The organism is Rhabdothermus arcticus (assembly GCF_055382915.1).
Genome location: NZ_AP043808.1, coordinates 441,741 through 467,772, shown reverse-complemented (window position 1 = coordinate 467,772; position 26,032 = coordinate 441,741). Strand labels below are relative to the sequence as shown.

General features: G+C 69.2%; 25 protein-coding genes. 15 read left to right on the top strand and 10 right to left on the bottom strand.

Annotation, left to right across the window (positions count from 1 at the left end; genetic code table 11):
* Window positions 1-2: 2 nt before the first annotated feature.
* A complete protein-coding gene (locus ACZ48Y_RS02535; protein WP_464741852.1) occupies window positions 3-1,679 on the bottom strand; it encodes an acyl-CoA mutase large subunit family protein in 1,677 nt (558 codons plus the stop codon).
* A gap of 44 nt (window positions 1,680-1,723) precedes the next feature.
* Complete coding sequence (gene recO / locus ACZ48Y_RS02530; protein WP_464741850.1) at window positions 1,724-2,410, bottom strand: DNA repair protein RecO; 687 nt, start codon at window positions 2,408-2,410, stop codon at window positions 1,724-1,726.
* A 50-nt stretch (window positions 2,411-2,460) separates the two neighbouring features.
* Between recO and ACZ48Y_RS02525 the strand changes: the two genes are divergently transcribed.
* The 6 genes from ACZ48Y_RS02525 (at window position 2,461) to ACZ48Y_RS02500 (ending at window position 6,978) form a co-directional block, all read left to right on the top strand.
* Entirely contained in the window at window positions 2,461-2,700 is a 240-nt protein-coding gene (locus ACZ48Y_RS02525) for a hypothetical protein (protein WP_464741848.1), read from the top strand.
* Between the two features lie 36 nt (window positions 2,701-2,736).
* Window positions 2,737-4,230: a B12-binding domain-containing radical SAM protein gene (locus ACZ48Y_RS02520; protein WP_464741846.1), complete on the top strand. Its 1,494-nt coding sequence runs from the start codon at window positions 2,737-2,739 to the stop codon at window positions 4,228-4,230.
* A 9-nt stretch (window positions 4,231-4,239) separates the two neighbouring features.
* Window positions 4,240-4,992: a TIGR00282 family metallophosphoesterase gene (locus ACZ48Y_RS02515; protein ID WP_464741844.1), complete on the top strand. Its 753-nt coding sequence runs from the start codon at window positions 4,240-4,242 to the stop codon at window positions 4,990-4,992.
* Window positions 4,993-5,012: 20 nt separating this feature from the next.
* On the top strand, window positions 5,013-5,759 hold the full coding sequence (locus ACZ48Y_RS02510; RefSeq protein WP_464741842.1) for a metallophosphoesterase family protein: 747 nt from the start codon (window positions 5,013-5,015) through the stop codon (window positions 5,757-5,759).
* On the top strand, window positions 5,756-6,289 hold the full coding sequence (locus ACZ48Y_RS02505; protein WP_464741840.1) for a LabA-like NYN domain-containing protein: 534 nt from the start codon (window positions 5,756-5,758) through the stop codon (window positions 6,287-6,289). Before ACZ48Y_RS02510 ends, ACZ48Y_RS02505 begins: the two co-directional genes overlap by 4 nt.
* 74 nt (window positions 6,290-6,363) lie before the next feature.
* The gene (locus ACZ48Y_RS02500; protein ID WP_464741838.1) at window positions 6,364-6,978 is read left to right on the top strand and encodes a hypothetical protein; all 615 of its coding nucleotides are present in this window, start codon (window positions 6,364-6,366) and stop codon (window positions 6,976-6,978) included.
* Window positions 6,979-7,019: 41 nt separating this feature from the next.
* Here ACZ48Y_RS02500 and ACZ48Y_RS02495 read toward each other — a convergent pair whose 3' ends face one another.
* From ACZ48Y_RS02495 to lepA, 3 genes are read right to left on the bottom strand one after another with little or no spacing between them, the layout of a single operon-like run.
* Complete coding sequence (locus ACZ48Y_RS02495; protein WP_464741836.1) at window positions 7,020-8,141, bottom strand: phenylacetate--CoA ligase family protein; 1,122 nt, start codon at window positions 8,139-8,141, stop codon at window positions 7,020-7,022.
* 9 nt (window positions 8,142-8,150) lie between these two features.
* Entirely contained in the window at window positions 8,151-9,434 is a 1,284-nt protein-coding gene (locus tag ACZ48Y_RS02490) for a class I SAM-dependent methyltransferase (protein ID WP_464741835.1), read from the bottom strand.
* 35 nt (window positions 9,435-9,469) lie between these two features.
* On the bottom strand, window positions 9,470-11,278 hold the full coding sequence (gene lepA / locus ACZ48Y_RS02485) for a translation elongation factor 4 (protein WP_464741833.1): 1,809 nt from the start codon (window positions 11,276-11,278) through the stop codon (window positions 9,470-9,472).
* A gap of 31 nt (window positions 11,279-11,309) precedes the next feature.
* Between lepA and ACZ48Y_RS02480 the strand changes: the two genes are divergently transcribed.
* Window positions 11,310-11,918 carry a DUF3108 domain-containing protein gene (locus ACZ48Y_RS02480; protein ID WP_464741831.1) on the top strand — a complete coding sequence of 203 codons (609 nt, stop codon included), beginning with the start codon at window positions 11,310-11,312 and terminating at the stop codon, window positions 11,916-11,918.
* A complete protein-coding gene (gene hisD, locus ACZ48Y_RS02475) occupies window positions 11,915-13,213 on the top strand; it encodes a histidinol dehydrogenase (RefSeq protein ID WP_464741829.1) in 1,299 nt (432 codons plus the stop codon). The genes ACZ48Y_RS02480 and hisD overlap by 4 nt, the downstream gene beginning before the upstream one ends.
* On the opposite strand, the gene ACZ48Y_RS02470 is transcribed toward hisD, so the two are convergent.
* On the bottom strand, window positions 13,208-13,693 hold the full coding sequence (locus ACZ48Y_RS02470; protein WP_464741827.1) for an adenosine diphosphatase: 486 nt from the start codon (window positions 13,691-13,693) through the stop codon (window positions 13,208-13,210). The genes hisD and ACZ48Y_RS02470 overlap by 6 nt on opposite strands.
* A gap of 49 nt (window positions 13,694-13,742) precedes the next feature.
* Here ACZ48Y_RS02470 and ACZ48Y_RS02465 point away from each other — a divergent pair, with 49 nt between their 5' ends.
* Genes ACZ48Y_RS02465 through aroH form a run of 4 tightly spaced genes read left to right on the top strand, consistent with a single transcriptional unit; the run spans window position 13,743 to window position 17,519 of the window.
* Window positions 13,743-14,843 carry a CofH family radical SAM protein gene (locus tag ACZ48Y_RS02465; protein ID WP_464741825.1) on the top strand — a complete coding sequence of 367 codons (1,101 nt, stop codon included), beginning with the start codon at window positions 13,743-13,745 and terminating at the stop codon, window positions 14,841-14,843.
* Complete coding sequence (locus ACZ48Y_RS02460; RefSeq protein WP_464741823.1) at window positions 14,840-15,937, top strand: amidohydrolase family protein; 1,098 nt, start codon at window positions 14,840-14,842, stop codon at window positions 15,935-15,937. Before ACZ48Y_RS02465 ends, ACZ48Y_RS02460 begins: the two co-directional genes overlap by 4 nt.
* Window positions 15,938-15,940: 3 nt before the next feature.
* Window positions 15,941-17,140, top strand: coding sequence for a chloride channel protein (locus ACZ48Y_RS02455; protein WP_464741821.1), 1,200 nt, complete (start codon window positions 15,941-15,943; stop codon window positions 17,138-17,140).
* 10 nt (window positions 17,141-17,150) lie between these two features.
* Window positions 17,151-17,519 carry a chorismate mutase gene (aroH, locus tag ACZ48Y_RS02450; RefSeq protein ID WP_464741819.1) on the top strand — a complete coding sequence of 123 codons (369 nt, stop codon included), beginning with the start codon at window positions 17,151-17,153 and terminating at the stop codon, window positions 17,517-17,519.
* Here aroH and ACZ48Y_RS02445 read toward each other — a convergent pair.
* Both ACZ48Y_RS02445 and serA read right to left on the bottom strand, forming a co-directional pair.
* A complete protein-coding gene (locus ACZ48Y_RS02445; RefSeq protein ID WP_464741818.1) occupies window positions 17,491-18,579 on the bottom strand; it encodes a pyridoxal-phosphate-dependent aminotransferase family protein in 1,089 nt (362 codons plus the stop codon). The two genes, aroH and ACZ48Y_RS02445, sit on opposite strands and share 29 nt — an antisense overlap.
* Window positions 18,576-20,138, bottom strand: coding sequence for a phosphoglycerate dehydrogenase (gene serA / locus ACZ48Y_RS02440; protein WP_464741816.1), 1,563 nt, complete (start codon window positions 20,136-20,138; stop codon window positions 18,576-18,578). The genes ACZ48Y_RS02445 and serA overlap by 4 nt, the downstream gene beginning before the upstream one ends.
* A 53-nt stretch (window positions 20,139-20,191) precedes the next feature.
* On the opposite strand from serA, the gene ACZ48Y_RS02435 reads away from it, so the two are divergent.
* Genes ACZ48Y_RS02435 through ACZ48Y_RS02425 form a run of 3 tightly spaced genes read left to right on the top strand, consistent with a single transcriptional unit; the run spans window position 20,192 to window position 22,395 of the window.
* Window positions 20,192-21,040, top strand: coding sequence for a DegV family protein (locus ACZ48Y_RS02435; RefSeq protein WP_464741814.1), 849 nt, complete (start codon window positions 20,192-20,194; stop codon window positions 21,038-21,040).
* The gene (dtd, locus tag ACZ48Y_RS02430; protein ID WP_464741812.1) at window positions 21,041-21,511 is read left to right on the top strand and encodes a D-aminoacyl-tRNA deacylase; all 471 of its coding nucleotides are present in this window, start codon (window positions 21,041-21,043) and stop codon (window positions 21,509-21,511) included.
* On the top strand, window positions 21,508-22,395 hold the full coding sequence (locus ACZ48Y_RS02425) for a methylenetetrahydrofolate reductase (protein ID WP_464741810.1): 888 nt from the start codon (window positions 21,508-21,510) through the stop codon (window positions 22,393-22,395). The genes dtd and ACZ48Y_RS02425 overlap by 4 nt, the downstream gene beginning before the upstream one ends.
* On the opposite strand, the gene ACZ48Y_RS02420 is transcribed toward ACZ48Y_RS02425, so the two are convergent.
* Window positions 22,392-24,026: a thiamine pyrophosphate-dependent enzyme gene (locus ACZ48Y_RS02420; RefSeq protein WP_464741808.1), complete on the bottom strand. Its 1,635-nt coding sequence runs from the start codon at window positions 24,024-24,026 to the stop codon at window positions 22,392-22,394. The genes ACZ48Y_RS02425 and ACZ48Y_RS02420 overlap by 4 nt on opposite strands.
* Window positions 24,023-25,969 (bottom strand): 2-oxoacid:acceptor oxidoreductase family protein, encoded by a 1,947-nt coding sequence (locus tag ACZ48Y_RS02415; RefSeq protein ID WP_464741806.1) that lies wholly within the window; start codon window positions 25,967-25,969, stop codon window positions 24,023-24,025. The genes ACZ48Y_RS02420 and ACZ48Y_RS02415 overlap by 4 nt, the downstream gene beginning before the upstream one ends.
* Window positions 25,970-26,032: the final 63 nt, after the last annotated feature.

Genomic DNA, 26,032 nt, shown 5'->3' with positions numbered 1-26,032 from the left:
CCTCACACCATGACCGGCTCCTCGTAGACCCCGTAGACCGCGCGCAGGACATCCATCATCTCGCCCAGGGTGGCGTAGGCAAGCGCCGCCTCGACGAAGTGCGGCATCGTGTTCTGCCCGGTGACCGCGGCCCGGCGCAGGTTCTCGAGCGCCACCTTGACCCGGGCCTCGTCGCGCTCCCGGCGCACCCGCGCCAGCCGCTCGGCCTGGACCCGCTCGACCTCAGGGTCCACGAGGAGGATCGGGACCTCGGGCTCGGCCTCGTCCCTGAACGCGTTCACCCCGACGATCAGGCGCTCCCCGGACTCCACCTCCTGCTGGAAGCGGTAGGAGGCATCCCCGATCTCGCGCTGGAAGTAGCCGTTCTCGATGCCGCGAATCGCGCCGTAGTAGGTCGGGTAGGGCGTTCCCTCCCCCATCTTGCGAATCGCCTCGATGTAGGCTCGGGCCTCCTCCTCGATCTTGTCGGTGAGCCACTCCAGGTAGTAGCTGCCGGCCAGGGGGTCGATCGTATGCGTGACCCCGGACTCGTAGGCGATGATCTGCTGCGTGCGCAGCGCGATCTTCGCCGACTCCTCGGTGGGCAGTGCGAGGGCCTCGTCGTAGGCGTCGGTGTGCAGGCTGTTGGTGCCACCGAGGACCGCCGCCAGTGCCTGGATCGCGACGCGAACGATGTTGTTCAGGGGCTGCTGGGCGGTCAGGCTGACCCCCGCGGTCTGGGCGTGGGTGCGTAGCATCCAGGAGCGGGGGTTCTTGGCCCCGTAGCGCTCTCTCATCTCCGTGGCCCAGATGCGCCGCGCAGCGCGGAACTTGGCGATCTCCTCGAAGAAGTCGTTGTGCACGTCAAAGAAGAAGCTGATCCGGGGGGCGAAGGCGTCGATCTCCAACCCCCGTTCGAGCGCTGCCTCGACGTAGGCAAAGCCATCGGCCAGGGTAAAGGCCAGCTCCTGGACGGCGGTCGCCCCGGCCTCGCGGATGTGGTAGCCGGAGACCGAGATGAAGTTCCACTTGGGCACGTGCTTGGGCCCCCACTCGAAGGTGTCGATGACCAGCTTGACGCTGGGCTCGGGGGGGAAGATGAACTCCTTTTGCGCGATGAACTCCTTGAGGATGTCGTTTTGGATGGTGCCCCCGAGCTTTTGCCAGTCGTAGCCCTTCTTCTTGGCCAGCGCCAGGTACATCGCCCAGATCGCGTTGGCCGGGGAGTTGATGGTCATCGAGGTGGTGACCTTTTCCAGGTCGATCCCGTCGAAGAGGACCTCCATGTCGGCGAGGCTGGCCACCGCGACCCCGCACTTGCCGACCTCCCCCTTGGCCAGCGGGTGGTCGGAGTCGTAGCCCATCAGGGTGGGCAGGTCGAAGGCCACGGAGAGGCCGGTCTGGCCGGCCTCGAGGAGCTTCTTGAAGCGCTCGTTGGTCTGCTCGGCGGTCCCGAACCCGGCGAACATGCGCATCGTCCAGAGCTTCGAGCGGTACATCGAGCCGTAGACGCCGCGGGTGTAGGGGTACTCGCCGGGGTAGCCGAGCTTCTTCTCGTAGTCGAGGGGCTCGACGTCATCGGGGGTGTAGAGCGGTTCGGGAGCGATGTTGGAGAGCGTGCGGTGAGCGACCGGGCGCTCGGGCATGCGCTCCAGGCTCTTTTGATAGGTCTCGCGCATCCAGTCGTGTTTCTTGCGCATGGGGCCTCCTTATGACGCTATTTTACACAACCGCGAAAAAACCGTTATGTCTCCCGGGGCAGGAGGCGGGCGGCCTTCAGGGGCCCGAGCTGGGCCTCGGCGTAGCGCAAGAGCCCCACCAACAGCCGATCCAAGGGGGCGTGCTCGAGCGCGGCCAGGGCCTCGCGACCGGGGCGATTGAGGATCGCGGCCAGGGCCCTGGTGCCCGCCTCTCCGAGGTACACCGCTCCCGGGCCCGGGCTTGCAGCGAGCCCGCCCTCGGGCAGGAGGTAGGCGCCCTGCCCGGAGGGCGCCTGCCCGGCGAGCTTGAAGAGGCGAAACCCCGCCCAGACCAAGACCGCGCGCCAGCCCGCCCCCCGCGCCAACCCACGCAGGGCGGAAACCACGAGCGGGTAGCCGGCGGGGGCGATCTCCGGGCTCAAAAGCCGCCAGGCGAGCTCGGCGAGGACGCCCGCGGCAGCGAAGGCCGCGGGCGCGGTGACGCGGAGGCCCTCGAGGAGCTCGACCTGGGTCAGGGTGGGGAGGTCGTCCTCGGCCGACCTTCGGTAGACCTGAAAGCGCACCCGGTAATAGAGCGAAAGGCGGCCGCTGCGCGCGGTGGGCCGCTCCCCCCCACGGGCCACCGCGCTCAGCGGGCCCTCCGGGGTCAACAGACGCAACACCACCGCCCCCGAGGGCAGCGGCTTGCGGCCCACGACCACCCCTTCCAGGGTGCGATAACGCGCGTCCACCTCCACATTATCGCTTGCGAAGCGGCCGCGGTCTCGCTTAGGCTTGTCCCATGGAGCGCTTCGCGGGGCTGGACTGGGAAGAAATCCTGGAGTGGGCGGTGCTCGCCCTGGTCATCGCGGTCCTGGCGCTCGCCGCGTTTTGGGTGCTGGGCTGGGTGATGGTGATCCTGGGCCGGCTCTTTCTCGGCCTTTCGGGGCTGATCGTCTCCCTCTTGCAGCTTCTGATCCCGGTCCTGATCGTCGTCGGGCTGGTCTACCTCGCGGTGCGCTACCTGCAGCAAAGGGGCTAGGACCTCACCCCAGGTTTTTGCTAGACTAAGGGTCTAGTGAGCGCGCTCCAATCCCTGGTCAAACGACGCCTCGCCGCCGAGCGGGGCACGATCCAAAAGGACGCCCCGTTTCGGGTGGCCCTCGCCTACCCCAACACCTACGGCGTGGGGATGGCCTCGCTGGGCTTTCAGGTGGCCTACCAGCGGTTCAACGCCGAACCCGACTTCGTCGCCGAACGCCTCTTTTTGGAGGAACTCCCTGGACCGCTCTTCACCTACGAGGGTGGTCGTCCCCCCTACGAGGCGGACCTCTTCGCGATCTCCATCGCCTACGAGCTGGACCTCACCAACGTCGTCCGCCTGCTCACCAGAAGCGGTCTCGCCCCATTGCGCGAGGAGCGCGCGGAGGCGGATCCTCCGGTGATCATCGGCGGTCCCTTGACCTCGTCCAACCCCTGGCCGCTGACCCCCTTCGCCGACGCGATCGTGATCGGCGACGGGGAGGAGCTGATCCCCCAGCTCGCCGAGGCCTGGCGTCAGGCCGAGGACAAGGCCGACTTCCTGGACCTGATCGAGGGGCTGCCCGGGGTCTTCCTCCCCGACCGCATGACGCGGGAACCGCACTGGGCGACCGCTCCCCTCGAGGCCCTGCCCGCTGCGGCCCAGATCGTCACCCCCTTTGCCGAGTTCGCGAACACCTTCCTCGTTGAGGTGGAGCGCGGCTGCCCCCGCCCCTGCACGTTCTGCCTGGCGCGGGTGATGTACGGGCCCACCCGGAACGTCCCCCTCGACCGGGTGCTGGCGGCGATCCCCGAGGACGTGCCCAAGGTGGGGTTGATCGGGGCCGCCCTCACCGACTACCCCTGGGTCAAGGCCCTCTCCCGGGCCCTGGTCGAGCGCGGGCAGACCTTCTCCTACTCCTCGATCCGGGCGGACCGAGTGGACCTCGAGCTCGCCGAGCTGATGCGCGCGGGAGGGATGAAGAGCTTCACCTTCGCCGCCGACGGCCCCAGCCAGCGCCTTCGCGACTTCCTCAAGAAGCAGATCACCACCGAGCACCTCCTGAACGCCGCGAAGGTGGCCAGGGAGGCCGGGTTCAAGAAGTTCAAGCTCTACCAGATGATCGGTCTGCCCACCGAGACCGAGACCGACCTCGAGGAGATGATCGCGCTCACCCTCGAGCTCTCCACCTACGCCCAGGTCGCGCTGACCGTGAGCCCCTTCGTTCCCAAGCGCCACACCCCCCACCACGCCGACCGCTTCGCCGGGGTGAAGGTCATCGAGCGTCGCCTGAAGCGGTTGGAGAAGGCCTTCCGCAAGCACCGTCCGCGGATCGAGATGCGCGCGGTCTCCGCCCGCTGGGCCTGGGTGGAGGCGGTGATCGCCCGCGGCGGACCGGAGGTCGGGCTCGCGGCGATGCAGCTGGCGGATCGGGAGAACTTCGCGGGGTGGAAGCAGGCCTTGAAGGCCGTGGGCTGGCAGGACCCCCTGAACGATCCCAACCCGCGCTATGAGGAGCCTGCCCTCCCCTTTCTCACCGTGGGCGCCTAGAATACGCGCGTGCGCGTCCTCTTCATCGGCGACGTGATGGCCGAACCGGGCCTGCGCGCCGTCGCCCTCCACCTGCCGGACATCCGCGACCGCTACGAGTTGGTCATCGCCAACGGCGAGAACGCCGCCGGGGGCAAGGGCCTCTCCAAACGGGCCTACCGCCGCCTGCGGGACGCCGGGATCGACGTGATCACCCTGGGCAACCACGCCTTCGATCACCGGGACGTCTACGACCTGATCGAGACCGAGCCGATCCTGCGCGCGGCCAACTATCCCCCGGGGACCCCGGGGCGGGATTACCTGGTGACCTCGGGGCTTTTGATCTTCCAGCTGATGGGGCGGGTCTTCGTCGAGCCCAACCTGGACTCGCCCTTTCAGAGCGCCGAACGGGTCCTGGCCAGGGCCGAGGGCTATCGGTATAGCCTCGTGGACGTTCACGCCGAGACGACCAGCGAAAAGTACGCCCTCGGCCATTTCCTCGACGGACGGGTCGGCGCGATCGTCGGCACCCACACCCACGTCCCCACCGCGGACGCCGGGAACTTCAAGCGGGGCACGGCCTTCATCGCCGACGTGGGCATGACCGGGACCTACGACTCGATCATCGGCGGCGAGGTCGAGACCTTCTTGAACCGTTTCCTCACCGCCCGTCCCCAGCCCTTCCGGCCGGCCAAGGGGCCGGCCCGCCTCTGTGCGGTCGAGATCGACTTCGAAGCGGGGAAGCCGGCGGCGATCCGACCCTATCGCTGGGACGAGCCCTGAGCCGGTAGAATGGCCCCTGCATGCCGAGGATCTACCACGCCTCCGACATCCACGTGGGCTCCAGCCACTTCCTCCCGGAGCTGCTCGAGCGCCTGATCGCCGAGATCAACGCCGAGCGACCGGACCTGGTAGTGCTCGCGGGGGACCTCACCGACAAAGGGCTCGCCTACCAGTACCAGGAGGCCAAGCGCTGGGTGGACCGGATCGAGGTCCCGGTCCTGCTCACCCCCGGCAACCATGATTCCCGGAACGTCGGCTACGTCCACTTCGAGGAGCTCTTCGGGCCGCGCTACGGGACCTACCGCCTGCCCGGGGTCTACGTCGTCGCCGCGGACTCCTCGGAGCCAGACCTCGACGAGGGGCGGATCGGCCGCACGATCTACCCCTGGCTCGAGGAGGCGCTGGGCCACGCTCCAAACGACGCGCTCAAGGTCTTCGTCACCCACCACCACCTGCTCCCGGTCCCCGGCGCGGGGCGGGAACGGAACATCCTTCAAGACGCCGGCGACCTCCTGAGGCTCCTCACCGAACACGGCGTGGACCTGGTCCTCACCGGCCACAAGCACGTCCCCTGGGTGTGGCGTTTCGAGTCGATGCTCATCGTCAACGCCGGCACCGCCTCGACCAACCGGGTGCGCGGCAAGGGCAAGCCGAGCTACGCGGTGCTCGAGCTCAACGAACGCGAGATCACCGTCGAGCAACGCTACTACGGGCAACAGCCCGCGGAGCGTTACCGCTTCATCCCCACCCGCGAGGTGCCCCGATGACGCCCCGCTGCACGCCCCGCGTCGGCCTCTTCGTCGACACCCAAAACCTCTACCACTCGGCCCGGGAGAACTACGAGCGCAACATCAACTTCGAAAGCCTGCTGCGCTTTGCCGCCCAGGGGCGCGACCTGGTGCACGCGATCGCCTACGTGGTCGAGCGCGAGGGGGACACCTCGGCCTGGCCCTTCATCTACAAGCTCTCCACGATCGGCTACCGGGTCAAGCGCATGAAGCTCCAGCTGCACCACACCACCGACACCGGCAAGCCGATTTACGAGGGCAACTGGGACATGGGGATCGTCGCCGACATGGTGCGGCTGATGGACCACCTGGACGTCGTCGTGCTGGGCAGCGGCGATGGGGACTTCGTCGACGTCCTCGAGGTCTTGATGGACCGGGGTATCCGCGTCGAGGTCGTGGCCTTTCGCGAGACCACCGCGCAGAAGCTGATCGACGCCGTGGACCGCTTCACCCCCCTCCCCGAGATCCCCGACCCCTTCATGCCGCAAAAGGAAAAGAACGGCGCCTAAAAACCACACCACCCCCGAATGGGGGTTTACCTCGCGTTGACCTTCGCGCCGATACTGAAGGTGAGGTGACGCGCATGAAAAAGCTTTGGCCGCTCCTACTCTCGGTGTTCTTCCTGGCAGCGTGCGGGCCCCTACCCCTCACCATCGATCTGATGCCCGCGCTGCAGCAACACGGCTACGAACGCGGGAGCGTTACCCGGACGGTACCCGTGCCACCCGGTACGCAGCTCAGCGACCAGAAGTTACAGATACCGGACGCCAGCGGATACCGTTTCACCTTCGACGTCCCCAACCTGCCCGCTTCGCCCGCCAGCCTGGTGCTCGATTACCAGGCCACCCTCGAGGACCGAATCGCGTGCGTCGACGACCTTGGCGGCACGCTCCATGCCCAGGTCTACCTGGCGGGGGACGCCGCCCAGCTCTGGCAAAGCCCGCTGGAGGGCGCGCAGGTGAGCGCCCCGATCAACCCCCGGGACACCCTCACCCTCAAGGGCTCGGCCCGGCTCAGCGAGGCCCAGCTCAACGCGGTGCTGAGCGGATCGCTGGTGCTCGGCGTGGAACTCAAAACCGAAGGGCTCACCGGCCGGGCCAGCAGCGACCCCGCCTGCCTGCAAAACGGCCAGACCCAGGTCACGTTCTCGGGGCAATACCGAATCGAGCAAGCGGTGGTCGAGGTCCGCTTCCTCTAGGCCCCTCCTCTCTCCTGGGCCCGGGCTTTGCCCGGGCCCCTTTAGCGCCGATCCTCAAGGAGCCCCTCGACCTCGGCCACCGGCTCGACGCGGTCGGGCCTGAGGCCGGTCGCGGCCTTGACCGCCTCGGCCAGGCCCTCGGGCACCGCGTCCGCGACCACCTCGAGGACGAAGGCGTCGGTCCCCGAGGGCTTTCTTTCCACCACCACCCGGTAGGCGGTGACGCCATACCCCTTGAGCAGCCCGGAAAGCTCCGAGGGATAGAGCTTCACCCCCTTGACCTTGACCATCTGGTCCACCCGGCCGATCACCCCGCGGGGGAGCACCACCCGCCCCTCGCGGTAGCGGACCTCGGCCAGGTCCCCGGTCCGAAAGCGCACCATGGGCATCAGGGTACGGGTCAGGGCGGTGACCACCAGCTCGCCGCGCCCGCCGTCGGGGACCGGGGCCAGGGTCTCGGGGTCCAAAACCTCGAGGACCGCCATCCGGGGCAGCTCGGCGAGCCCGTCCTGCGCGGGACTTTCGCCGGCGACCAGGCCGAGCTCGGAGGTGCCGAAGACATCGTAGGCCTTGGCCCCCAGCGCGGCCTCGACCCGCGCGCGAAACCCGGGTACCGAGGTGAAGGGCTCGCCGGCGGCGATCAGGTGCGCCGCGCGCAGGCCGGCCTCGGCGAGGCGCAGGGCGAAGGAGGGGTTGGTGACCAGGGTCTTGACCCCGGTGCGTCGGGCGATCTTCGCCGCCCGCTCGGCCTCGCCGGGGCCGTGGGGGATGACCGCGAGCCCGGCGGCGACGAGGCCCTCGTGAAAGAGCCAGCCCCCGGCGAAGACGTGGTAGGCGAACGTCGAGAGCACCGGACCTCTCAGCCCCAGCACGGCAAAGTAGGGGGCCAAGCCGCTGGCCTGGAGGGCGAGGTCCTCGGCGGAGAGGTATTCGGGCATCCAGCCGAGCCGCGGGCTGGGGGTGAAGTGGGCGATCGCCGTGCCCGCGGGGGGCTCGGGATGGGCTTCGAGGTAATCCAGCCAGGCTTCGCGGGAGGTGGGCTCGATCTCCGACAGATCGGCCTCGGTGGCACGCTCGGGATCGAGCCCCCGCAGGCGGTCGGCGTAGACCGGGTGCCGCTTGGCGGCCGCGAGCACCCGGCGCAAGCGGGTGAGGCGTTCCATGGACGCAGTCTACCCGGTGTAGAGGTCGGCCCTCGACGGAGGCAGGGACACGCGACCCGAAGCGTCGGGCTTGGCCAGGAGCACCTGGTGCACGCTGAGGTGGCCGGCGGCGAACTGGTAGGCGGAGACGCTCATGTAGAGCTTCCAGACCCGCGCCCGGCCCTCGCCGACCGCGGCCACCGCGTCCTCCCAGCGCGTTTGAAGGCGCGCGACCCAGTGGCGCAGCGTCTTCGCATAGTGCTCGCGCCAGTCCTCGACGTCGCGGACCTCGAAGCCAGCGTCCTCGGCGGCCTTCAGATGCTCCCAAAGGGGGAGGATCTCCCCATCGGGAAAGACGTAGCGGCGCAAGAACTCCCCGCTCGCGAGGCCTGCGTCGAAGCGGCTCTTGACCGGGCCCCGGGTGATCACGTGGTGCAGGAACAGCCCATCCGGACGCAGCAGGGAGTAGGCCTTGGCGAAGTAGCGGGCAAGCATCGCCCGCCCCACGTGCTCGGCCATCCCCACGCTGACCAGCTTGTCGAACTCGCCCTCGAGGTCGCGGTAGTCCAGGACCTCAAACCGCGCCCGGTCGGCAAGGCCGAGGCGGCGGGCCCAGGCGTTCGCGTGGGCGACCTGGGCCTTGGCCAGGCTCACGCCCCGGACGCTGACCCCGAAGTTCTGAGCCGCGAAGAGCCCCAGGCCGCCCCAGCCCGCGCCGATGTCCAACAGGCGCTCGCCGGGCTTGAGGCGGAGCTTTTTCAGGGTGTGACGAAGCTTTTTCTCCTGAGCGGTGTCCAGGTCCTCGTCGCCTTCCGGGAAGTAGGCGCAGGAGTAGATCCTCCAGCGGTCCAGCCACAGGGCAAAGAAGTCGTTGCCCACGTCGTAATGGTGACGGATCGCCTGCAGGTCGCGGGCCTTCGAGTGTACCCGCCCTTTAAGCCGGGCGGCGAGGCCCGGGCGCGGGAGCGCCCGCCTCAGGGCCACCGCGTCTTTGAGGGTGCGCGCCAGCCGCGCCGGGTCGAGGCGGGGGGCGGCGGCCTCCAGCTCGGCGAGCAGGACCTCGATGTCCCCCTCGACCTCGAGCTCCCCGGCCACGTAGGCTTCCCCGAGCGCCAGGTCCAAGGGGTCCGAGCGCAACCTTAAGAGCGCCAGCGGATCCCGTATCCAGACCGTCGCCGGGGGTGGTTCCCTGTTTGAGGGCAGCGCCTCCCCGTTCCAGAGCCGCAGCGCGAAGGGCGGCCCCCCGGGAAAGAGATCCAGGACCAGGCGACGCACTGCCTCGGCGAGGCGTTCGCCGGATTCGACCTCGGGCATCCTGACCTCCTTTCTTTAGGAGATCAGTCTACCACCTAGTCCTCCTGCCCCGCCTTGAGTACGGCCAGGAAGGCCTCCTGCGGCACCTCGACCTGGCCGATCGCCTTGAGCCGCTTCTTGCCCTCCTTTTGCTTTTCCAAGAGCTTCTTCTTGCGGGTCACGTCCCCGCCGTAGCACTTGGAGAGGACGTCCTTCCTGAGCGCCTTGACCGTGGCCCGGGCGATGATCTTGCCACCGATCGCGGCCTGCACCGCGACCGGGAACTGCTGCCGGGGGATGACCTCGGCGAGCTTGTCCACCACCTGCCGGCCCATGCGGTAGGCCTTCTCGCGGTGGGCGATGAAGGCCAGGGCGTCGACCTTCTCCCCGTGGACCAGGATGTCGACCTTGACCAGGTCGCCGGGGCGGTAGCCGATCTGCTCGTAGTCCATGCTCGCGTAGCCGCGGGAGATCGACTTCAGGCGGTCGTGGAAGTCAAAGAGGATCTCGGCGAAGGGCACCTCGTAGACCAGCTCCACCCGTTTGCCGTGGTAGAGCATGTTGAGCATCTTGCCGCGCTTTTCCTGCAAGAGCTGCATGATCGGCCCGACGTAGGCCTCCGGGGTGAAGACCGAGAGCCGCACGTAGGGCTCGAGCACCGCCTCGATACGGGTGGGGTCGGGCAGGTCCGAGGGGTTATGCACCTCGACCTCCTCGCCATCCTTGAGCTGGACCCTGTAGACCACGCTGGGGGCGGTGGCGATCAGCTCCAGGCCGAACTCCCGCTCCAGCCGCTCCTGAACGATCTCCGCGTGCAGCAATCCCAAAAAGCCCACGCGGAACCCAAAGCCCAGCGCGTCCGAGCTCTCGGGCTCGAAGACCAGCGCCGCGTCGTTGAGGCGGAGCTTCTCGAGCGCGTCGCGAAGGCGGTTGTAGGCCTGGGAGTCGGTGGGAAAGAGTCCGGCGAAGACCACTGGCTTGGCCGGCTTGAACCCAGGATAGGGGGCGTCGGTGGGGCGGCCGGCGTGGGTGATCGTGTCCCCGACCTGGGCGTCGTGGATCTCCCGGATCCCGGCCATAATCCAGCCCACCTCCCCCACCGAGAGGACCTCGGTGTCCTCGATGCCGCCGGGCCTGAAGACCCCGACCCGGTCCACCTCGTAGTCCTTGCCCGTGGACCAGACGCGGATCGTGTCCCCGGGGCGGACCGTCCCCTCGAAGACGCGCACGTAGGGCACGACCCCCTGGTACTTATCGAAGACCGAGTCGAAGATCAGCGCCTTCAAGGGGGCCTTGGGGTCGCCCTTGGGCGGGGGGATGCGCTGGACGATGGCCTCGAGGATCGCGTCCACCCCCTCTCCGGTCTTTCCCGAGGCGAAGATCGCCTCGTCGGCGGGAATCCCGAAGGTCTCCTCGATCTCCAGCGCGACCTCCTCGGGACGGGCGTTGGGGAGGTCGATCTTGTTGATCACCGGGATGATCGCGTGCTCGTGCTCCATCGCCAGGAAGAAGTTGGCGATGGTCTGGGCCTCGATGCCCTGGGAGGCGTCGACGACGAGCAGCACCCCCTCGACCGCGGCCAGGGCCCGGCTGACCTCGTAATGGAAGTCCACGTGGCCCGGGGTGTCGATGAGGTTGAAGACGTAGGTGATCCCGTCCTCAGCGCGGTAGTTGAGGCGCACCGCGGCGGCCTTGATGGTGATGCCCCGCTCGCGCTCGAGGTCCAGCTGATCCAGGTACTGCGCCCGCATCTCCCGCTCGCTCACTGCGCGCGTCCGCTCCAGGATGCGGTCGGCCAGGGTGGATTTTCCGTGGTCGACGTGCGCGATGATGGAGAAGTTGCGGATGCGCGAGGGGTCGGTCACGCCCCCCAGTTTAGCTTGTAGAATCACGCTGATGAAGGCCCCGACCCGCCTCACCTACGACCTAACCTACGCCGGGCGACCCGCCGGGGAGGAGGAGCTGACCTTCGAGCCGATCCCCGGGGGCTACCGCATGAAGCTGCGTGCCGAGGTCGCCCTGCCCCTGCCCAAGACCCGCCAGGAGTGGACCAGCGTCATGGACCAAAAGGGGCTTCCCCTGCGCTACACCGAGCGGGTCGAGGGCCGCGGCGCGCGGGTCTTCGACCTCGAGTTCCTGCGCGACGAAGGGGTCGTCGTGGGGCCGGACCTGGTGCTGCCCTACGTCACCGACTACCACGATCCCCTCTCCTTGATCCTGGCCCTCTCCCGCTTCGAGGGCGAGGTCCTTACCCTGCCGATGGTCGGCGGGCGGGTCCACGCCAAGCGCCTTCCCGATCAGGCGCTGACCTTTCCCTGGGGCACGATCGAGACCCGCGTCTTCCGCCTGCGCCCGGGAGTGAGCGTGGTGCACTTCGACGCCGAGGGCCGGCCGGTGCGCTTCGCCCAGCGGGTCGGACAGTACGTCTTCGAGGCCCGGTTGAAGGAGGCCTTCGAGCTCACCCAGCCCGCCCGCAAGCCGCGGCGGCGACGGAGGAAACGATGAGGATCTACACCGCCGACGAGGTCAAGTCCCGCTTTGCGTCGCGCAAGCTGCGCTATCAGGCCACCCCGGAGCTCATGCAAGGCATCGAGGAACGCTTCGGCGCACCGCTCTCCCCGGAGGAGGCGGTGCGGCGCGTGGTGCGCGACGTCGAGGCCCGGGGGGACGAGGCCCTCGACCTTTGGAGCGAGCGCCTCGACCACAGCCCCGCCTACGAGGTGCCAAAGCGGCTCTGGCGCGAGGCCTACGATGGGCTCGAGTTCGAGCTCAGGGAAGCGCTGGAGACCGCCCGCGAGCGCGTCGCGGCCTTTCATAAGAAAGAGCCCAAGGGCGGCTTTCTGGCCACCGAGGGCGGCCTCCTCGCCCAGCTCGTGCGCCCGCTGGGACGGGTCGGGGTCTACGTCCCCGGCGGCAGCGCTCCCTTGCTCTCCACGGTGCTGATGACCGTGATCCCGGCGCGGGTGGCCGGCGTGGGAGAGATCGTCGTCGCCACCCCGCCCAAGCCCCATCCCGCGATCCTCGCCGCGGCCTGGGCGGCCGGGGCCGACCGCCTCTTCGCGATGGGCGGGGCCCAGGCGATCGCCGCGCTGGCCTACGGCACCGCGCGCGTGCCCCGGGTGGACAAGATCGTCGGCCCCGGAAACCTCTTCGTCACCCTGGCCAAGAAGGAGGTCTATGGGGACGTGGGGATCGACGGCCTGGCCGGCCCCACCGAGACCCTGATCGTCGCCGACGCGAAGGCGAACCCCACCCTCCTCGCCGCCGACCTGCTGGCCCAGGCGGAGCACGATCGCTTCGCCGAGCCCTGGCTGATCTCCCCGGACCGCGAGGTGTTGGAGGCCACCGCGCGCGAGGTCGAGGCCCAACTCGCCACCCTCCCCAGGCGGCGGGTGATCGAGCGGGCGCTGGAGAACGGAGGCCTGGTCGAGAGCCGCGACCTGGAGGAGGCCATCGGGCTCGCCAACCTCTACGCCCCGGAGCACCTCTGCCTTTCGGTCGAGGACCCCTCTACCTGGCTGGAGATGGTCCAAAACGCCGGCGGGGTCTTCCTCGGTGAACACTCGGGAGAGGCGCTCGGCGACTACATCGCCGGTCCCAGCCACGTCATGCCCACCTCCGGGACCGCCCGCTTCAGCGCCGCGTTGCGGGTCGGGGACTTCCTCAAGGTGATCCCGGTGGTGGGGCTGAACGCCAAGACCGCCGCCGCCCTGGCCGAGCCCGCCGCCCGGCTGGCCCGGGCCGAGGGGCTCGAGGCCCACGCCCGGGCCCTCCTCGCCCGGACCGAGGACGACCTATAGCTTGTAGCCGAACTGGCGCAAGAGGGCCTTGCGCTCGGCGACGTCGGCCTCCCCCTCCTCGCCGAGCGGGGTCAGCCCGTCGAGCACCCCGAGCACCCCGCGCTGGTCGCCATCCTCGAGCACCACGACCTTCAGCGGGTTGGCGGTGGCTGCGAACAAGCGCACCACCTCGGGCACCTGCCTGAGGTGCGGCAGGACGTTGATGGGGTAGACCCCCTCCCCCAACACCACGATGAAGACGTGCCCGGCCCCCACCGCGCGGGCGTGCTTCACCGCCATTGCGACCAGCTCGGGGTCGGTCCCGGAGCGGCGCACCAGGCGCTTTTGGCTGGCCTCGTTGAAGGCCAGGCCAAAGCGGATCCCGGGCACCGCGTTGACCAGGGCCTCGTGCAGATCCTCGACGGTCTTGATGAAGTGGGCCTGCCCCAGGATCACGTTGACCGTCTCGGGGGTTTCGATGGGCACCAGCTTGAGCTCCATGCCCCCATTCTGACAGAGACCGCCGGGGGAAATATGGCAACATGGGGGCATGGACCTTTTGGAACGCGCGGTGGAGGGGAGGCGGCTCTCGCTCGAAGAGGTGGAAACCCTCTTCTCGCTCCCCCTGCCCGAGCTGGCCGCGGCGGCCCACGCCCGGCGCCTGGCGGTCGCGCCCCCCAAGATCGTCACCTACCTGATCGACCGCAACATCAACTACGCCAACGTCTGCACGATCGGCTGCCCGTATTGCGCCTTTTGGCGCGCCCAAAAGCACCCCGAGGCCTACGTCCTGAGCTACGAGGAGATCGCCGAGAAGGTCACCGAGCTCAAGGCCGTGGGCGGGCGGCGGATCCTGATGCAGGGGGGCGTGCACCCCGAGCTCCCCTTGAGCTGGTACGAAGAGCTGCTCCGCTACCTCAAGCGCGTCCACCCTGACGTGCGCATCGACGCCTTCAGCCCGGAGGAGATCCTGGGGCTCGAGCGCTTGACCGGGCTCGACGCCCGCGAGATCCTGGCCCGCCTCAAGGACGCGGGGCTGGACGGCATGCCCGGAGCCGGTGCCGAGATCCTGGTCGACGAGGTCCGCCACAAGGCCGCCCCCCGGCGCATCCCCACCGCGGACTGGCTGCGTATCGTGGACACCGCCCAGGCGCTTGGCCTCTACACCCTGGCAAGCATGGTCATCGGGTTTGGCGAGGGGCCCCGCGAGCGGGCGATCCACCTCGACCTGATTCGCCAGCAGCAAGACCGGGCCCGTTCCCGGGGCGACCGGGGCTTTGCCGCGTTCGCGCTCTGGACCCTGCAAACCGAGGCGACCGCCTACAAGGGCAAGGCCCCGGGCGCCGGCGCCCACGAATACCTGAAGAACCTGGCGATCGCCCGGCTGGCGCTGGACAACATCCCCTACCTCCAGGCCTCCTGGCCCACGATGGGCTTTCGGGTGGCCCAGGCAGCGCTCTTTTACGGGGCCAACGACTTCGGCTCGACGATGCTCGAGGAGAACGTCGTCTCCGCCGCCGGTGGCTACGACCGCACCCACGCCACGCTGGACCAGATTCACCATCACATTCGCGCCGCGGGCTTCATCCCCGCCGAGCGGGACGTCTACTACAACCTCATCAAGGTGCACGACCCGGCACCTGCGCGATGATCCTCACCGCGCCCTGGGTCTTCCTCGACGAGGCCACGGCGATCCCGGACGGGGCGCTCCTGGTCGAGGGCGGCCGGGTGCGTGCGCTCGGTTCGAGGACCGAGCTCATCCATCGGCATCCCCGGGCCCCGATCAAGGCCTTTCGCACCTACCTCGGTCCCCAGGCCGCGAACGCCCACACCCACCTGGACCTGGGGTTGGGCCCGGTCTTTAAGGGGCCGTTCGTCGACTTCGTGGAAAAGGCGGTGCTGCCCAAAAACGCCACGCGGGGGCAGTCCCAGGCCAAACAGGCGGCGAAGGCCAGCGTCCAGCGCACCCTGGGGGACATCGCCGCGAAGGACCCCGACACCGTGCGCTGGTGGCTCGCGGAGGCGCCCTTTGAGGGCATCGTGTTCTGGGAGGTGCTGGGGCTGGGAAGCGCGCAGGAGGCACGGGCCCTGGCCGAGGCCCGGAAGATTATCGCCCAGGCCAAGCGATGGCGGCGCCCGGGCGGGCCCCGGCTCGGCCTCTCCCCCCACGCGCCTTATTCGCTCTCCCCGCGCCTGATGCGCGCCATCGTCGAGCTGGCAAAGGAAGAGGGCCTGCCGTTGATGATCCACCTCGCGGAGAGCCCCGCCGAGCGGGCCTACTTCGAGCACCGCAGCGGACCCCTCGCCGCGTTCTACCGCCGGCTGGGGGTGCCGCTCGACCTGCACCCGGTGGGGCTCAGCCCGGTGGCCTACCTGGCCGAGCTTGGGGTGCTCGAGGCCCGCCCCCTGGTGGTCCACGGCGTCCAGGTCGACGCGGCGGACCTCCGCCTCCTGGCCGAGCACCGCGTCACCCTGGTCAGCTGCCCCCGCTCCAACCTCAACCTCGAAGCCGGTCTCCCTCCCTACGGGGCCTATCAGGAGTTGGGGATCCCGATCGCGCTGGGCACCGACTCGGCCCTCTCCGGCGGCTCCCTCGACGTATGGGACGAGGTCCGCACCCTGATCGCCCACGGCCTTCCCGCGCGGGAGGCGATCGGCTGGGCGCTCACCGGCCACCGCGCGTTAGGCCACCCGGTCCCGAGGATCCGACCCGGAACCCCGCTCGACCGGGTTGTAGGCTGGTAAACGATGCGAAGCGCCCTCTTCGCCTACGCCGCGGTGGGCGCGCTGGTGGGCCTCCTTACCGCCGGAGTGGCCAGCCTGATCGGGCTTTTGGCGCAACTCCTCCTCGGAGAGCTGATCGGCTACCTTCCCCCCGGCCCCTCGGGGGAGCGAGGCCTGCACCAGGTCTTCACCCATCCCATGCCCGCCCTCAGCCTCGCGCTCTTTCCCCCGATCTTCCTCCTGGCCTCACTCCTCGGCAGCAATCAGGGCCTGCCCCGCCTCCTGCTCGAGCGAAGGGGGATGCGCCTCGACCAGGTGGCCCAGTGGCGCTACGTGCTGGGCAGCCTCCTCGAGCTCGGGGCGGGCAGCGTTCTCGGCCGAGAAGGACCGATGGCGGTCCTCGGCCACGGCCTGGGACGGGGGCTCGTACGGCCCGAGAACCGGGCGCTGGCCCACGCCGGGCTGGCGGCCGGCTTCGCCGCCGCCCTTCACGCCCCCTTGGCGGGGGCGCTCTTTTCCATCGAGCTCTTACATCGACGGTTGGGGCTCGAGGCCCGCCAGCTCACCCCCGCCCTGATCGGGGCCTTCTCCGGGTTCGCGGTCTACGGTGGCCTGCTCGGCTACGGGCCCCTGATCGCCCTCAAGCCGGGAAGGATCGAGGTCCCCGAGGTCCTCGCCGCCGTCGCCCTGGGGTTCGCCGTCGCCGCGCTGATCCGGGCCTGGCGGGGCCTGATGCGCTGGATCGAACGCGAAGCCAAGCCGGTCCCCTTCTGGGGACGGCACGCCTTCTTCGGCCTGGTGCTCGGCACGCTGGCCCTGGCGCTGCCGGAGATCCTGGGGGATGGCCTGGGCTGGCTGGAGCTCCTCACCGCGCCGATCGTCCCGGCAGGGGCGCTCTTGCTCATCTTCACCGCGCGTTTTTTCCTCAGCGCGCTGGGGCTCGGCCTCGGCGCCTACGGAGGCCCCTTCACGCCCAGCCTGGTGCTCGGGGGGCTGGCCGGCCTGGCGTTGGCCCGAAGCCTCCCCCACCCGCTGGATCCCGGGGTCCTGGCCATCGCCGGCGGCACGGCCTGGATCGCCGCCGCGCTGGAAACCCCGCTGGGGGCGGTGGCCCTGGCCGGGGAGCTCGCCGGCTACCGCGTCCTCCCCGCCGTCCTCAGTGCCGTCGCGGTGGCCTTTACCTTCGCTCCCAGGGGCGTGTGGCCGCGCCCCGATAGCAGGTAGAATCGGCGCCATGGTCCGGGGCATTCGCGGAGCGATCACCGTCGAGGAAGACACGCCGGAGGCCATCCTCTCGGCCACCGAGGAGCTCCTCAAGGCCATCTTCGCGGCCAACGGCATCGAGGATCCCTCGACCCTGGCCGCGATCATCTTCACCGTGACCGAGGACCTGCGCGCGGCCTTTCCCGCCGAGGCGGCACGTCGGCTGGGGATGAACCTCGTCCCCCTCCTCTCCGCGCGCGAGGTGCCGGTGCCCGGGTCGCTTCCCCGGGTGATCCGCATCCTCGCCCTGTGGAACACCGACAAAGCCCAGGACGAGATCCGCCACGTCTACCTGCGCGAGGCCACCCGGCTCAGGCCGGACCTGAAGAGCGCCCAGTAAGCTCGTCGAAGGCCTCGGCGACGGCGGCGAAGACCGCTTCGTGCTCCGCTTCGGGAAAATGGCCCATCATCGAGACCCGGAGGATCCGCCCCCTCAACGGCCCCTGCCCGCCCGCGATGCGAAAACCCCGGCGGGCAAACGCCTCGACCGCCCGGTCGTAGCCGGCGTCCGGGGGCAGCCAGAACGCGGCGACCGCGGGACTCTCGAACCCCGGCTCTGGCACGGCGCGGAGCCCCGCGGAGCGGCCAAGCGCATAAAGCCGTGCGTTTTGCGCCCGCTTTTCGGCGAGGTGGGCCTCAAGGCGGGGCAGGAGCACCTCGAGCACCGCCCGGGCGGCGTAGACCAGCTGGATCGCCGGGGTGAAGGCGGCCTGGCCCCGGGCCTGCTGCCGGAGCTCCCGGGTCAAGTCCTGGTAGTAGCCGTAGGGCCTGAGCCGCGCAAGCGCCCTGGGACCGAGGGCGACGAAGGCCAAGCCCGGGGGCAGCATCAGCCCCTTTTGACTGCCCGCGACCGCGGCGTCCACGCCCATCGCGTCCAGCGCCATCGGGGCCAAAAAGAGCGCGGTCACCGCGTCCACCACCACCAGGGCCTCGGGGTTCTTGGCCCGAACCGCGGCGGCGAGCTCGGCGAGGGGGTTCAGCACCCCGGTCGAGGTCTCGGAGTAGGTCAAGAGCACCCCGGCGGTGCGCGCGTCGACGCGCTCGGCGAGCGCCTCGGGGCGGACCGCCCGGCCCCAGTCGAGCGAGAAGGCCTCGACCTCGAGCCCCAAGGCCCTTGCGATCTCCGCCCAACGCTCGGAGAACTTGCCGGAAACCGGCACGACGACCCGCTCCCCGGGGCGAAAGAGCCCCCCGACCAGGGCCTCCATGCCCAGGGTGCCGCTGCCGGTGAGGACCAGGGCCTCGCCGGCGGTGCCGAAGGCCGCCTTCAGCTGGGCGCGGAGGCTATGGAGGGCCTCGGCGGCCTCGGGGCTGCGGTGATGGGGCTGGGGGCCGGAGAGGACCTCCCTGGCTCGGGGGTGCAGCTCGACCGGGCCCGGGGTCAAGAGCCGTAGCCTCAAAGCGTGGCCACCTCCACCCGCTCGATCTCGGGAAGGGCGGCGAGGCGGGAGAGGATCCCCTCGCTGGGACGCTCGTCGACCTCAAGGATGAACAGCGCCCGTCCCCCGGGGCGGTCCCGGCCAAGCTGCATCCCGGCGATGTTCACGTTTTCTTCTCCCAGCAAGGTGCCGACCTGACCGACGACCCCCGGCCGGTCCTGGTTTTCGCAGACCAAGAGCGTCCCCTCGAGCACCGACTCGATCGCGTACCCGTCGAGCCCCACCAGGCGGGGGCGGCCGGCGATGACCGCGCCGCGCGCGACCCGGGCTTCGCGGTCGGTGGTGAGCTTGACCTCGACGAGCTGGGCGTAGCCCGCGGCCTCCTCCCCGGTCCGGGTGGAGAGCGCGATCCCCCGCTCCCGCAACAGCGGCCGCGCCGCGACCAGGTTGATCCCCTCCGAGAGCACCGGCTCGAGCAGGCCCTTGGCCACCGCGGCGACGACCGGCGCGGGGTCCGCCTCGAAGCGCCCTAGGAACCCCACCTCGACCGCCTGCACCCGCCCCCGGGTGACCTGGGCGAGGAAGCGGCCGAGGGCCTCGCCGAGGGGAACGAAGCCCTTGAGGGCACGGTAGGCCTCGGGGTCAAACCCGGCGTTGATCGCGTAGGCGATCTCCCCCTCCAAAGCAGCGATCACCCGCTCGAGCACCGCCTGCCCCACCCGGGACTGGGCTTCCTCGGTGTTCGCCCCAAGGTGCGCGGTGTGCACCACCCGCTCGTGCTGGACCAGGGGATGCGTCTGCTCCGGCGGCTCCTTGGCGAAGACGTCGAGCCCGGCGGCGAAGAGGTGGCCTTCCTCGAGGACCTCAAGCAGCGCCGCCTCATCGATGATCCCCCCGCGCGCGGCGTTGACCACCACCGCACCCCGGGGTAGGAGGTAGAGCTCGCGACGCCCGATCATTCCCCGGGTCTCCTCGGTGAGCGGGGTGTGCACGGTCAAGAACTGGCTCTGGCGCAAGAGGTCCTCGATCGCGTCCACGAGCTCGGCTCCGATCGCCTCCGCCCGGGACTTCGGGATGTAAGGGTCGTAAGCCAGGACGCGCATGTCAAACGCCCGGGCAAAGCGCGCCACCTGCCCCCCGATGCGCCCCAGGCCCACGATGCCCAGGGTCTTGCCCATCAGCTCCTTGCCGAGAAAGGCCCGGTCCCAGACCCCCTCCCGGATCTGGCGGTCGGCGCGGGCAAGGCCCCGGGCGGCAGCGATCAAGAGACCAAAGGCCAGCTCCGCCGCCGAGCGGGTGTTGGCCTCGGGAACGTTGACCACCAGCACCCCGCGGCGCGAGGCGGCCTCGAGGTCGATGTTGTCCACCCCTACCCCGGCGCGTCCGATCACCTTCAAGCGGGTGGCCCGGGACAAAAGCTCGGCGTCGACCTTGGTGCGGCTCCGGGTGATCAGGGCGTCGTAGGCCGCGATCTTCTCCAAGACCTCCTCCCGGGAAAGCCCCGGCCGGTAGTCCAAGACCACCCCAGGCCGCTGAGGGTCCTCGATGCGCATCTGATCGGTGACCAACACCCGAAACATGCGCATAAAATAGCACCTGGCCTTCTAAGTTTCCATGGGCTATCTTGCTAGGGATGAAGCTCGCACTGGTCACCGACTCCACCTCCGACCTCCCCCCGGGCTGGGCCGAGGCCCACGGCGTGCGCGTGGTTCCGCTCTACGTCTTCCTCGACGGCCGCTCCTATAGGGATGGCGCGGAGATCACCGCCGACGACCTGATCGAGGCGGTGAAGCGGGGCAAACCGATTCCCAGCACCAGCCAGCCCACGCCGGAGGACTTCCGCAAGGTCTACGCGGAGGCCCTCGGGGAGGCCGACCACGTCCTCTCCATTCACATCTCCTCCAAGCTCTCGGGGACGGTGCGCTCGGCGCAGATGGCGGCGGAAGCCTTCTCCGGCAAGGTCAGCGTCTTCGACACCCTCGCCGCCTCGGCGGGGATCGGGCTGATGGTCATGCGGGCCCAGGAGCTGATCGAGGCCGGGGCCACCCTGCCCCAGATCCTCAAGGAGCTCGAGCGCGTCCGCGAGGACCAGATCCTGCGGTTCTCGGTCGCCAGCCTCGAGTACCTGCAAAAGAACGGGCGCATCGGCCGCGCCGCCGCGCTGCTCGGCGGCATGCTGCGGATCAAGCCGATCCTTACCCTCAACCAGGGGATGGTCGAGGCCGCGGGCCGGGCTCGGGGCGAGAAGAAGGCCCTGATCGAGATGATCAAGGCCTTCCGAGCCTGGGCCGAGGGCAAGCCCCGGATCCGCACCGCCTTCCTGTACGCCGGCGAAGCCGAGGCGGTCGAGCCTTTAAAGCACGAGATCCTGAGCTCCGGTCTGCCCGTCGAGGTCGTCTACACCGGCAAGCTCGGCGCGGTGATCACCAGCCACGTCGGCCCCGGTACCTACGGATTCTACGCCTACGGATTCGAGGCATAGATGCGGGCGGTCTTGCAACGGGCCCGCTGGGGCCGGGTGCGCGTCGAGGGTGAGGTCGTCGGCGAGATCGGCCCGGGCCTCGTGATCCTCCTTGGAATACGCCGCGGGGACACCCCGGAGGACGCCGCCTACCTGGCCAAGAAGACCGTACAGCTGCGCATCTTTGCCGATGAAACGGGCAAGATGAACCGCTCCCTGCTCGAGGTCGGCGGCGAAGCGTTGGTCATCAGCCAGTTCACCCTCTACGCGGACACCCGCAAGGGAAACCGCCCCTCCTTTGCCCAGGCCGCGGACCCGGACCTCGCCAAACGGCTCTACGCCGACTACATCGACCGGTTGGTCGAGGCCGGGGTGCACGTCGAGACCGGGGTCTTCGGGGCGATGATGGAGGTCGAGCTCTTGAACGACGGACCGGTGACGATCCTCCTCGACGCCGCCGAGCGCACCCGGCCACGGAGGGCCAAGGGATGACGCTGCGGGAGAAGCTCGCCGCAGGGCGGTTCGTCATCACCGCCGAGGTGGACCCGCCCCGGGGGACGGCGATCGCGCGCACCCTCTCCGAGGTGCGCGAGGTCGCCCCCTTCGTCGACGCGGTGAACCTCTCCGACGCCCCGATGGCCAACCTGCGCATGAGCCCCTTCGTGATCGCCAGACTGGTCGAGGACGCGACCGGGGTCGAGGCCATCCCCCACCTCACCGCCCGGGACCGCAACTCCCTGGCCCTGCAGGCAGAGCTGCTCGGGGCCAGCGCGGTCGGGGTCAAGAACGTGCTCCTGCTCGGCGGGGATCCCCCGACGCGGGGGGACCACCCCTTCGCCAAACCGGTCTACGAGGTGGGGGTGGTCGAGCTGATCGCGCTGGCCCGGCGGCTCAACGCGGGGCAGAACTGGGCCGGGGGGGCGCTCGAGGGCGCGACCGACCTCTTCTTGGGGGCCGCGGCCAACCCCACGGCCGCAGACCTCGCCGCCGAGGTGGAAAAGACCCAGGCCAAGATCGAGGCCGGGGCGCGGTTCTTCCAGACCCAGCCAGTCTTCGCCGCGGAAGAGGCCCTTAGGTTCCTCGACGCGCTGGGTCCCCTGCCGGAAGGCGTCCACTTCCTTTGGGGGGTGCTCCCCCTGGTGAGCGCGCGCATGGCCGAGCGGGTCCGCGCCTGGGCGCGCGTGCCCGAGGCACTGATCGCGTCCTTGCGGGCCGAGGGGGCCCCGGCCGGCTACGCCTGGGCCCGGCGCACCCTCGAAGCGCTCAAGGCGGCCGGTGCCCACGGCGTCCACCTCTTCCCCCTGGGAAAACCGGGGCGGGTCAAGAAGACGCTGGGCGGGGAGGCCTCCCCGCCCAGCGCAACGCCCGCCCCTTAGGCGGTCTTCTTCTTCTTGTCCAGGATCCCGGCGAGCTCCTGCAACCGGCGCCAGTTCTTGAGCCGGTCCTCGTTCGCCGCCAGGAGGACCTCGTCGGGGTTGCCGTCCTTGTCGAAGTGCTTGGCGAACCGCCCCTCGGTGCGCGCGAAGTCGATGAAGGTCACCGGCTTCTTGGTCTTGGGGTCGACATACCAGTCGTCGTAGATCGAGGGGTTGCCCTTGAGGTCCAACCGCTCGGAGATCCGGTCCCCCTTCCGGGGGTCGTAGACGAAGACCGGGAAGGTGCGGGAGAGCACCGCCAGGCGGGCCTGGTGGGAAGCCATGTCGTCGGCCACCCCGTGCTCCGGCTGGCAGGTGGTGTAGACGATCACCACCGAGGGCCCCTCGTACTCGTTGGCCTCGAAGATCGCCTTGTAGAAGTGGTTGTAATGGGCGGCGGTGGTCTGGGCCACGAAGACGTCGGGGTGCATCATCAGGATCTCCCCGATCTCCTTACGGCGCTCGGTCTTTCCCTTGAGGACCTTACCGAAGGCCGACATCTTGGTCTCCTGGCCCAGGTAGGTCGCGGTCGAAGCCTGGCCGCCGGTGTTGGAGTAGACCTGGGTGTCGAGGACCAGGACGTTGATGTTCATCCCCGAGGCCAGCATGCGCGAGAGGGACTGGAAGCCGATGTCGAACATCGCCCCGTCGCCGCCGACGACCCAGAGCTTTTTGTGCTCCCAGCCCATCTGGTCCCAGCGCATGCGGATGCCCATCGCGTCGGTGGCCGCGTTCTCGAAGAGGGAGTTGGTCCAGGGCACCAGGAAGGGGTTGTAGGGGTAGGTCGAGGAGTAGACGGTGTTGCACCCGGTGGCGGCGACGATGCCCCAGTCCTTGCCGTAGTAGAAGGCGTTGGCCGCGGCCATCATGCGCAGCGCGGTGGCCTCGCCACAGCCCGCGCAGCTCCCCGCGCCCCCGACGTAGAGGTGGGTGTTGAAGTCCAGCATGATGTCGATCGGGGTGCGCTCGTTGATGTAGTCGCGGGGGGTGTTGGGGAGCGACTCGAAGAAGGCGAAGGCCTCCTTGTACGCGGGAACCGTGCCCTCGACCTTCTCGATCATCGCCAGGGCGTCGTCGTCGCAGACCTCGACGCACTCCCCGCAGCCCTTGCACTTGGTGGGATCGATGAAGATCGAGAAGTAGCCGGGCTCCTTGCCCTTTTTCTCGGGCAGGTCGTAGTACTTGCGGGTCTTCGCGAAGTGCGCCCGCATGCGCTCGCGGGTCTCGGGGTCGTCGATCTTGTTGAGCTCGGCCTCGAGCTGGCTCGCCGGCACCACCTTGGCCAGGATCGCGGTGTCCGGGCACTCGGTGACGCACTCCATGCAGCCGGTGCACTTGTCGTTGTAGTACTCGGGGATCTCCGGCGCGATGTAGGAGAAGTCGCGGTAGGCGCCGGTGCCCGGGGCGATCAGGCTGCGGGCGACCCCGAGGTCCGCGGGCAGTTCCTCGTCGGCGATGCCTTTGTTGTAGGCCTCGACGACCTCGGTGAAGGTCTCGTTGTAATGGTCGATGTCGATCGGTTCGGGCTCGGGGAGCACCTCGAGCTCGAGCTCGAGCTCCCCGACCTCGATGTGCTTGGGTTCTGGCTTCATGCCACGACCTCCTCAGGCTCCTTGGCCTTGACCTCTTCCGGGATCTCGATGAGCTCCTTGAAGCCGCGCTGGATCGCGGTCATGTTGTCCTTGACCACCTGCTCCCCGCGCTTGCCGAAGTACTTGCGGATGACCCTCTCCACCCGCTCCCAGAGCTCGCCCTCACTGATGTGGGCGCGCTCCATGAAGGGAGCGATGCGCAGGTAGCCACCGAGCAGCACGATGCCCTGCATGCGCATCACCAGATCCGGCCGGGTGGCCACCTCCTGAGCGATGCGCACTGCGTCGATCGCGTAGACCCGAAGCCGCTTTTCGCGCACGATCTCCCGAGCGTACTTGGGCATCGAGGCCCAGATCGCCTCGGGATCGGTGTGCCGGGACTGCAGCCAGACCGCCCCGCCCTCGGCGATCCCGGTGAAGGGGTTGGTGTAGTTGAGCGCGTGGGGGTCGTTGATCGCGACCATCTCCACGTACTTCAGCTCCATGCGGGCGCGCACCGGCTCCTCGGCGACGACCAGGTAGTAGTTCGTGGGCAGGCCCTTCTTCTCCGACCCGTACTTGGGAAAAGCCTGCACGAAGAGGCCGAAGAGGTCCGCGGTGACGCTGGCGATCACCTTGTTGGTGGTCACCGAGCCATAGCCGCCGACCGAGTAGCCGCGCAGGCGGAAGGTCCCGCGCTCGATGACGTCGGGGTCCTCCTTGCGCTCCAGGGCCAGGGGGTGCTTGATGTTCAAGACGAAGTAGCGCCGGTCGGCCCCGGACATCATGTGCTCGAAGGCGGCGACCAGGTCACCGGGGCGGATGTCGCGGCTGCCCAGGCCCGCGGCGCCGTGGTAAAAGCGCGGCATGGTCTCGATCTTGGGGTAGCCGGGGTACCCGTCGAAGGCGTCGGCGAAGGCGGCCTTGATCTCCCGGGCCAGGGGGTTGGCCTCGGCCAGCGGTTCATCGGTGCGCTCGAGCACCGCGAAGGCCTTGAGGTGCTTCAAAGCCTCGACGATGCGCGCTCCGGGGAAGGGCCTGAAGACCCGGACGTGCAGCGCCCCGACCTTCTGACCGCGCTCGCGCAGGTAATCGACGACCGCCTTGATGTTGCCGATCATCGAGCCCATGCCCACCAGGGCGTACTCCGCGTCCTCCAGGCGGTAGGGCTCGACGAAATCGTAGACCCGGCCGGTGAGCTGGCCGTAGGCCTCGAAGGCCTCCTCGAGCGCCGGCGGGATCATCGCGTAGAAGGCGCGCTGGGCGATCCGCCCCTTCATGTAGGCGTCCTGGTTCTCCACCACCCCGCTCATCACCGGATGGTCAGGGTCGAAGAGGCTCCTCACGCGCTCCTTCGGATCACCGACGAAACGCTTCATCAGCTCCGGCTCGGGGAGGTTGAAGTTCTCCACCGTATGCGTTACCAGGAAGCCGTCCTGCACCACCATGAAGGGGGTCTGCGCGGTCTCGGCGACGCGGCGCGCGATCAGCGCCATGTCCGCGACCTCCTGGGCGTTGGCCGCGAAGAGGATCCCCCAGCCGGTGTCGGCGACCGCGTAGACGTCGTCGTGTCCGGCGTGGATGTTCAGCGCCTGGCTGGTCAGCGCCCGGGCCCCGATGTGGAAGACCGCGGGGATGCGCTTGCCGGAGATCGTGTAGAGGACCTCCTTTTGCAAGACCAGCCCCTGGCTGGCGGTGAAGGAGGCCACCCGGCCCCCGGCCACCCCAAAGCCCTCCGCCGCCGAGCCCGCGGAGTGCTCGCTCTCGGGCTCGAGGAACTTGAGGGGATCCCCCCAGAGGTTGGTGCGCCCGTTGGCGACCGCCACCTGGTAGCCGTACCCCATGTTCGTCGCCGGGGTGATGGGGTAGGCGATGCCCGCCTGGGAGACGTGGGTCTCAACCCATACCGCAGCTTCCGATCCGTCCCCGGTGGTGGGGATGCCTGGGAACTTGGGCTTGGTCATCTATCCCTCCTTTTGAGCACGTGCGGCCGTGCGTCACCCTAGCCTAGCACCCGCTCAACGTAA

Bases quoted from the DNA above. Each gene is read 5' to 3' on its own strand.
- dtd (WP_464741812.1), top strand. From the start codon at position 21,041: ATGCGGGCGGTCTTGCAACGGGCCCGCTGGGGCCGGGTGCGCGTCGAG.
- hisD (WP_464741829.1), top strand. From the start codon at position 11,915: ATGAGGATCTACACCGCCGACGAGGTCAAGTCCCGCTTTGCGTCGCGC.
- ACZ48Y_RS02435 (WP_464741814.1), top strand. From the start codon at position 20,192: ATGAAGCTCGCACTGGTCACCGACTCCACCTCCGACCTCCCCCCGGGC.
- ACZ48Y_RS02495 (WP_464741836.1), bottom strand. From the start codon at position 8,141: ATGGAACGCCTCACCCGCTTGCGCCGGGTGCTCGCGGCCGCCAAGCGG.
- ACZ48Y_RS02420 (WP_464741808.1), bottom strand. From the start codon at position 24,026: ATGAAGCCAGAACCCAAGCACATCGAGGTCGGGGAGCTCGAGCTCGAG.
- ACZ48Y_RS02460 (WP_464741823.1), top strand. From the start codon at position 14,840: ATGATCCTCACCGCGCCCTGGGTCTTCCTCGACGAGGCCACGGCGATC.
- ACZ48Y_RS02425 (WP_464741810.1), top strand. From the start codon at position 21,508: ATGACGCTGCGGGAGAAGCTCGCCGCAGGGCGGTTCGTCATCACCGCC.
- ACZ48Y_RS02455 (WP_464741821.1), top strand. From the start codon at position 15,941: ATGCGAAGCGCCCTCTTCGCCTACGCCGCGGTGGGCGCGCTGGTGGGC.
- ACZ48Y_RS02510 (WP_464741842.1), top strand. From the start codon at position 5,013: ATGCCGAGGATCTACCACGCCTCCGACATCCACGTGGGCTCCAGCCAC.
- ACZ48Y_RS02490 (WP_464741835.1), bottom strand. From the start codon at position 9,434: ATGCCCGAGGTCGAATCCGGCGAACGCCTCGCCGAGGCAGTGCGTCGC.
- aroH (WP_464741819.1), top strand. From the start codon at position 17,151: ATGGTCCGGGGCATTCGCGGAGCGATCACCGTCGAGGAAGACACGCCG.
- ACZ48Y_RS02535 (WP_464741852.1), bottom strand. From the start codon at position 1,679: ATGCGCAAGAAACACGACTGGATGCGCGAGACCTATCAAAAGAGCCTG.
- ACZ48Y_RS02465 (WP_464741825.1), top strand. From the start codon at position 13,743: ATGGACCTTTTGGAACGCGCGGTGGAGGGGAGGCGGCTCTCGCTCGAA.
- ACZ48Y_RS02500 (WP_464741838.1), top strand. From the start codon at position 6,364: ATGAAAAAGCTTTGGCCGCTCCTACTCTCGGTGTTCTTCCTGGCAGCG.
- serA (WP_464741816.1), bottom strand. From the start codon at position 20,138: ATGTTTCGGGTGTTGGTCACCGATCAGATGCGCATCGAGGACCCTCAG.
- ACZ48Y_RS02415 (WP_464741806.1), bottom strand. From the start codon at position 25,969: ATGACCAAGCCCAAGTTCCCAGGCATCCCCACCACCGGGGACGGATCG.
- ACZ48Y_RS02480 (WP_464741831.1), top strand. From the start codon at position 11,310: ATGAAGGCCCCGACCCGCCTCACCTACGACCTAACCTACGCCGGGCGA.
- ACZ48Y_RS02525 (WP_464741848.1), top strand. From the start codon at position 2,461: ATGGAGCGCTTCGCGGGGCTGGACTGGGAAGAAATCCTGGAGTGGGCG.
- ACZ48Y_RS02470 (WP_464741827.1), bottom strand. From the start codon at position 13,693: ATGGAGCTCAAGCTGGTGCCCATCGAAACCCCCGAGACGGTCAACGTG.
- ACZ48Y_RS02505 (WP_464741840.1), top strand. From the start codon at position 5,756: ATGACGCCCCGCTGCACGCCCCGCGTCGGCCTCTTCGTCGACACCCAA.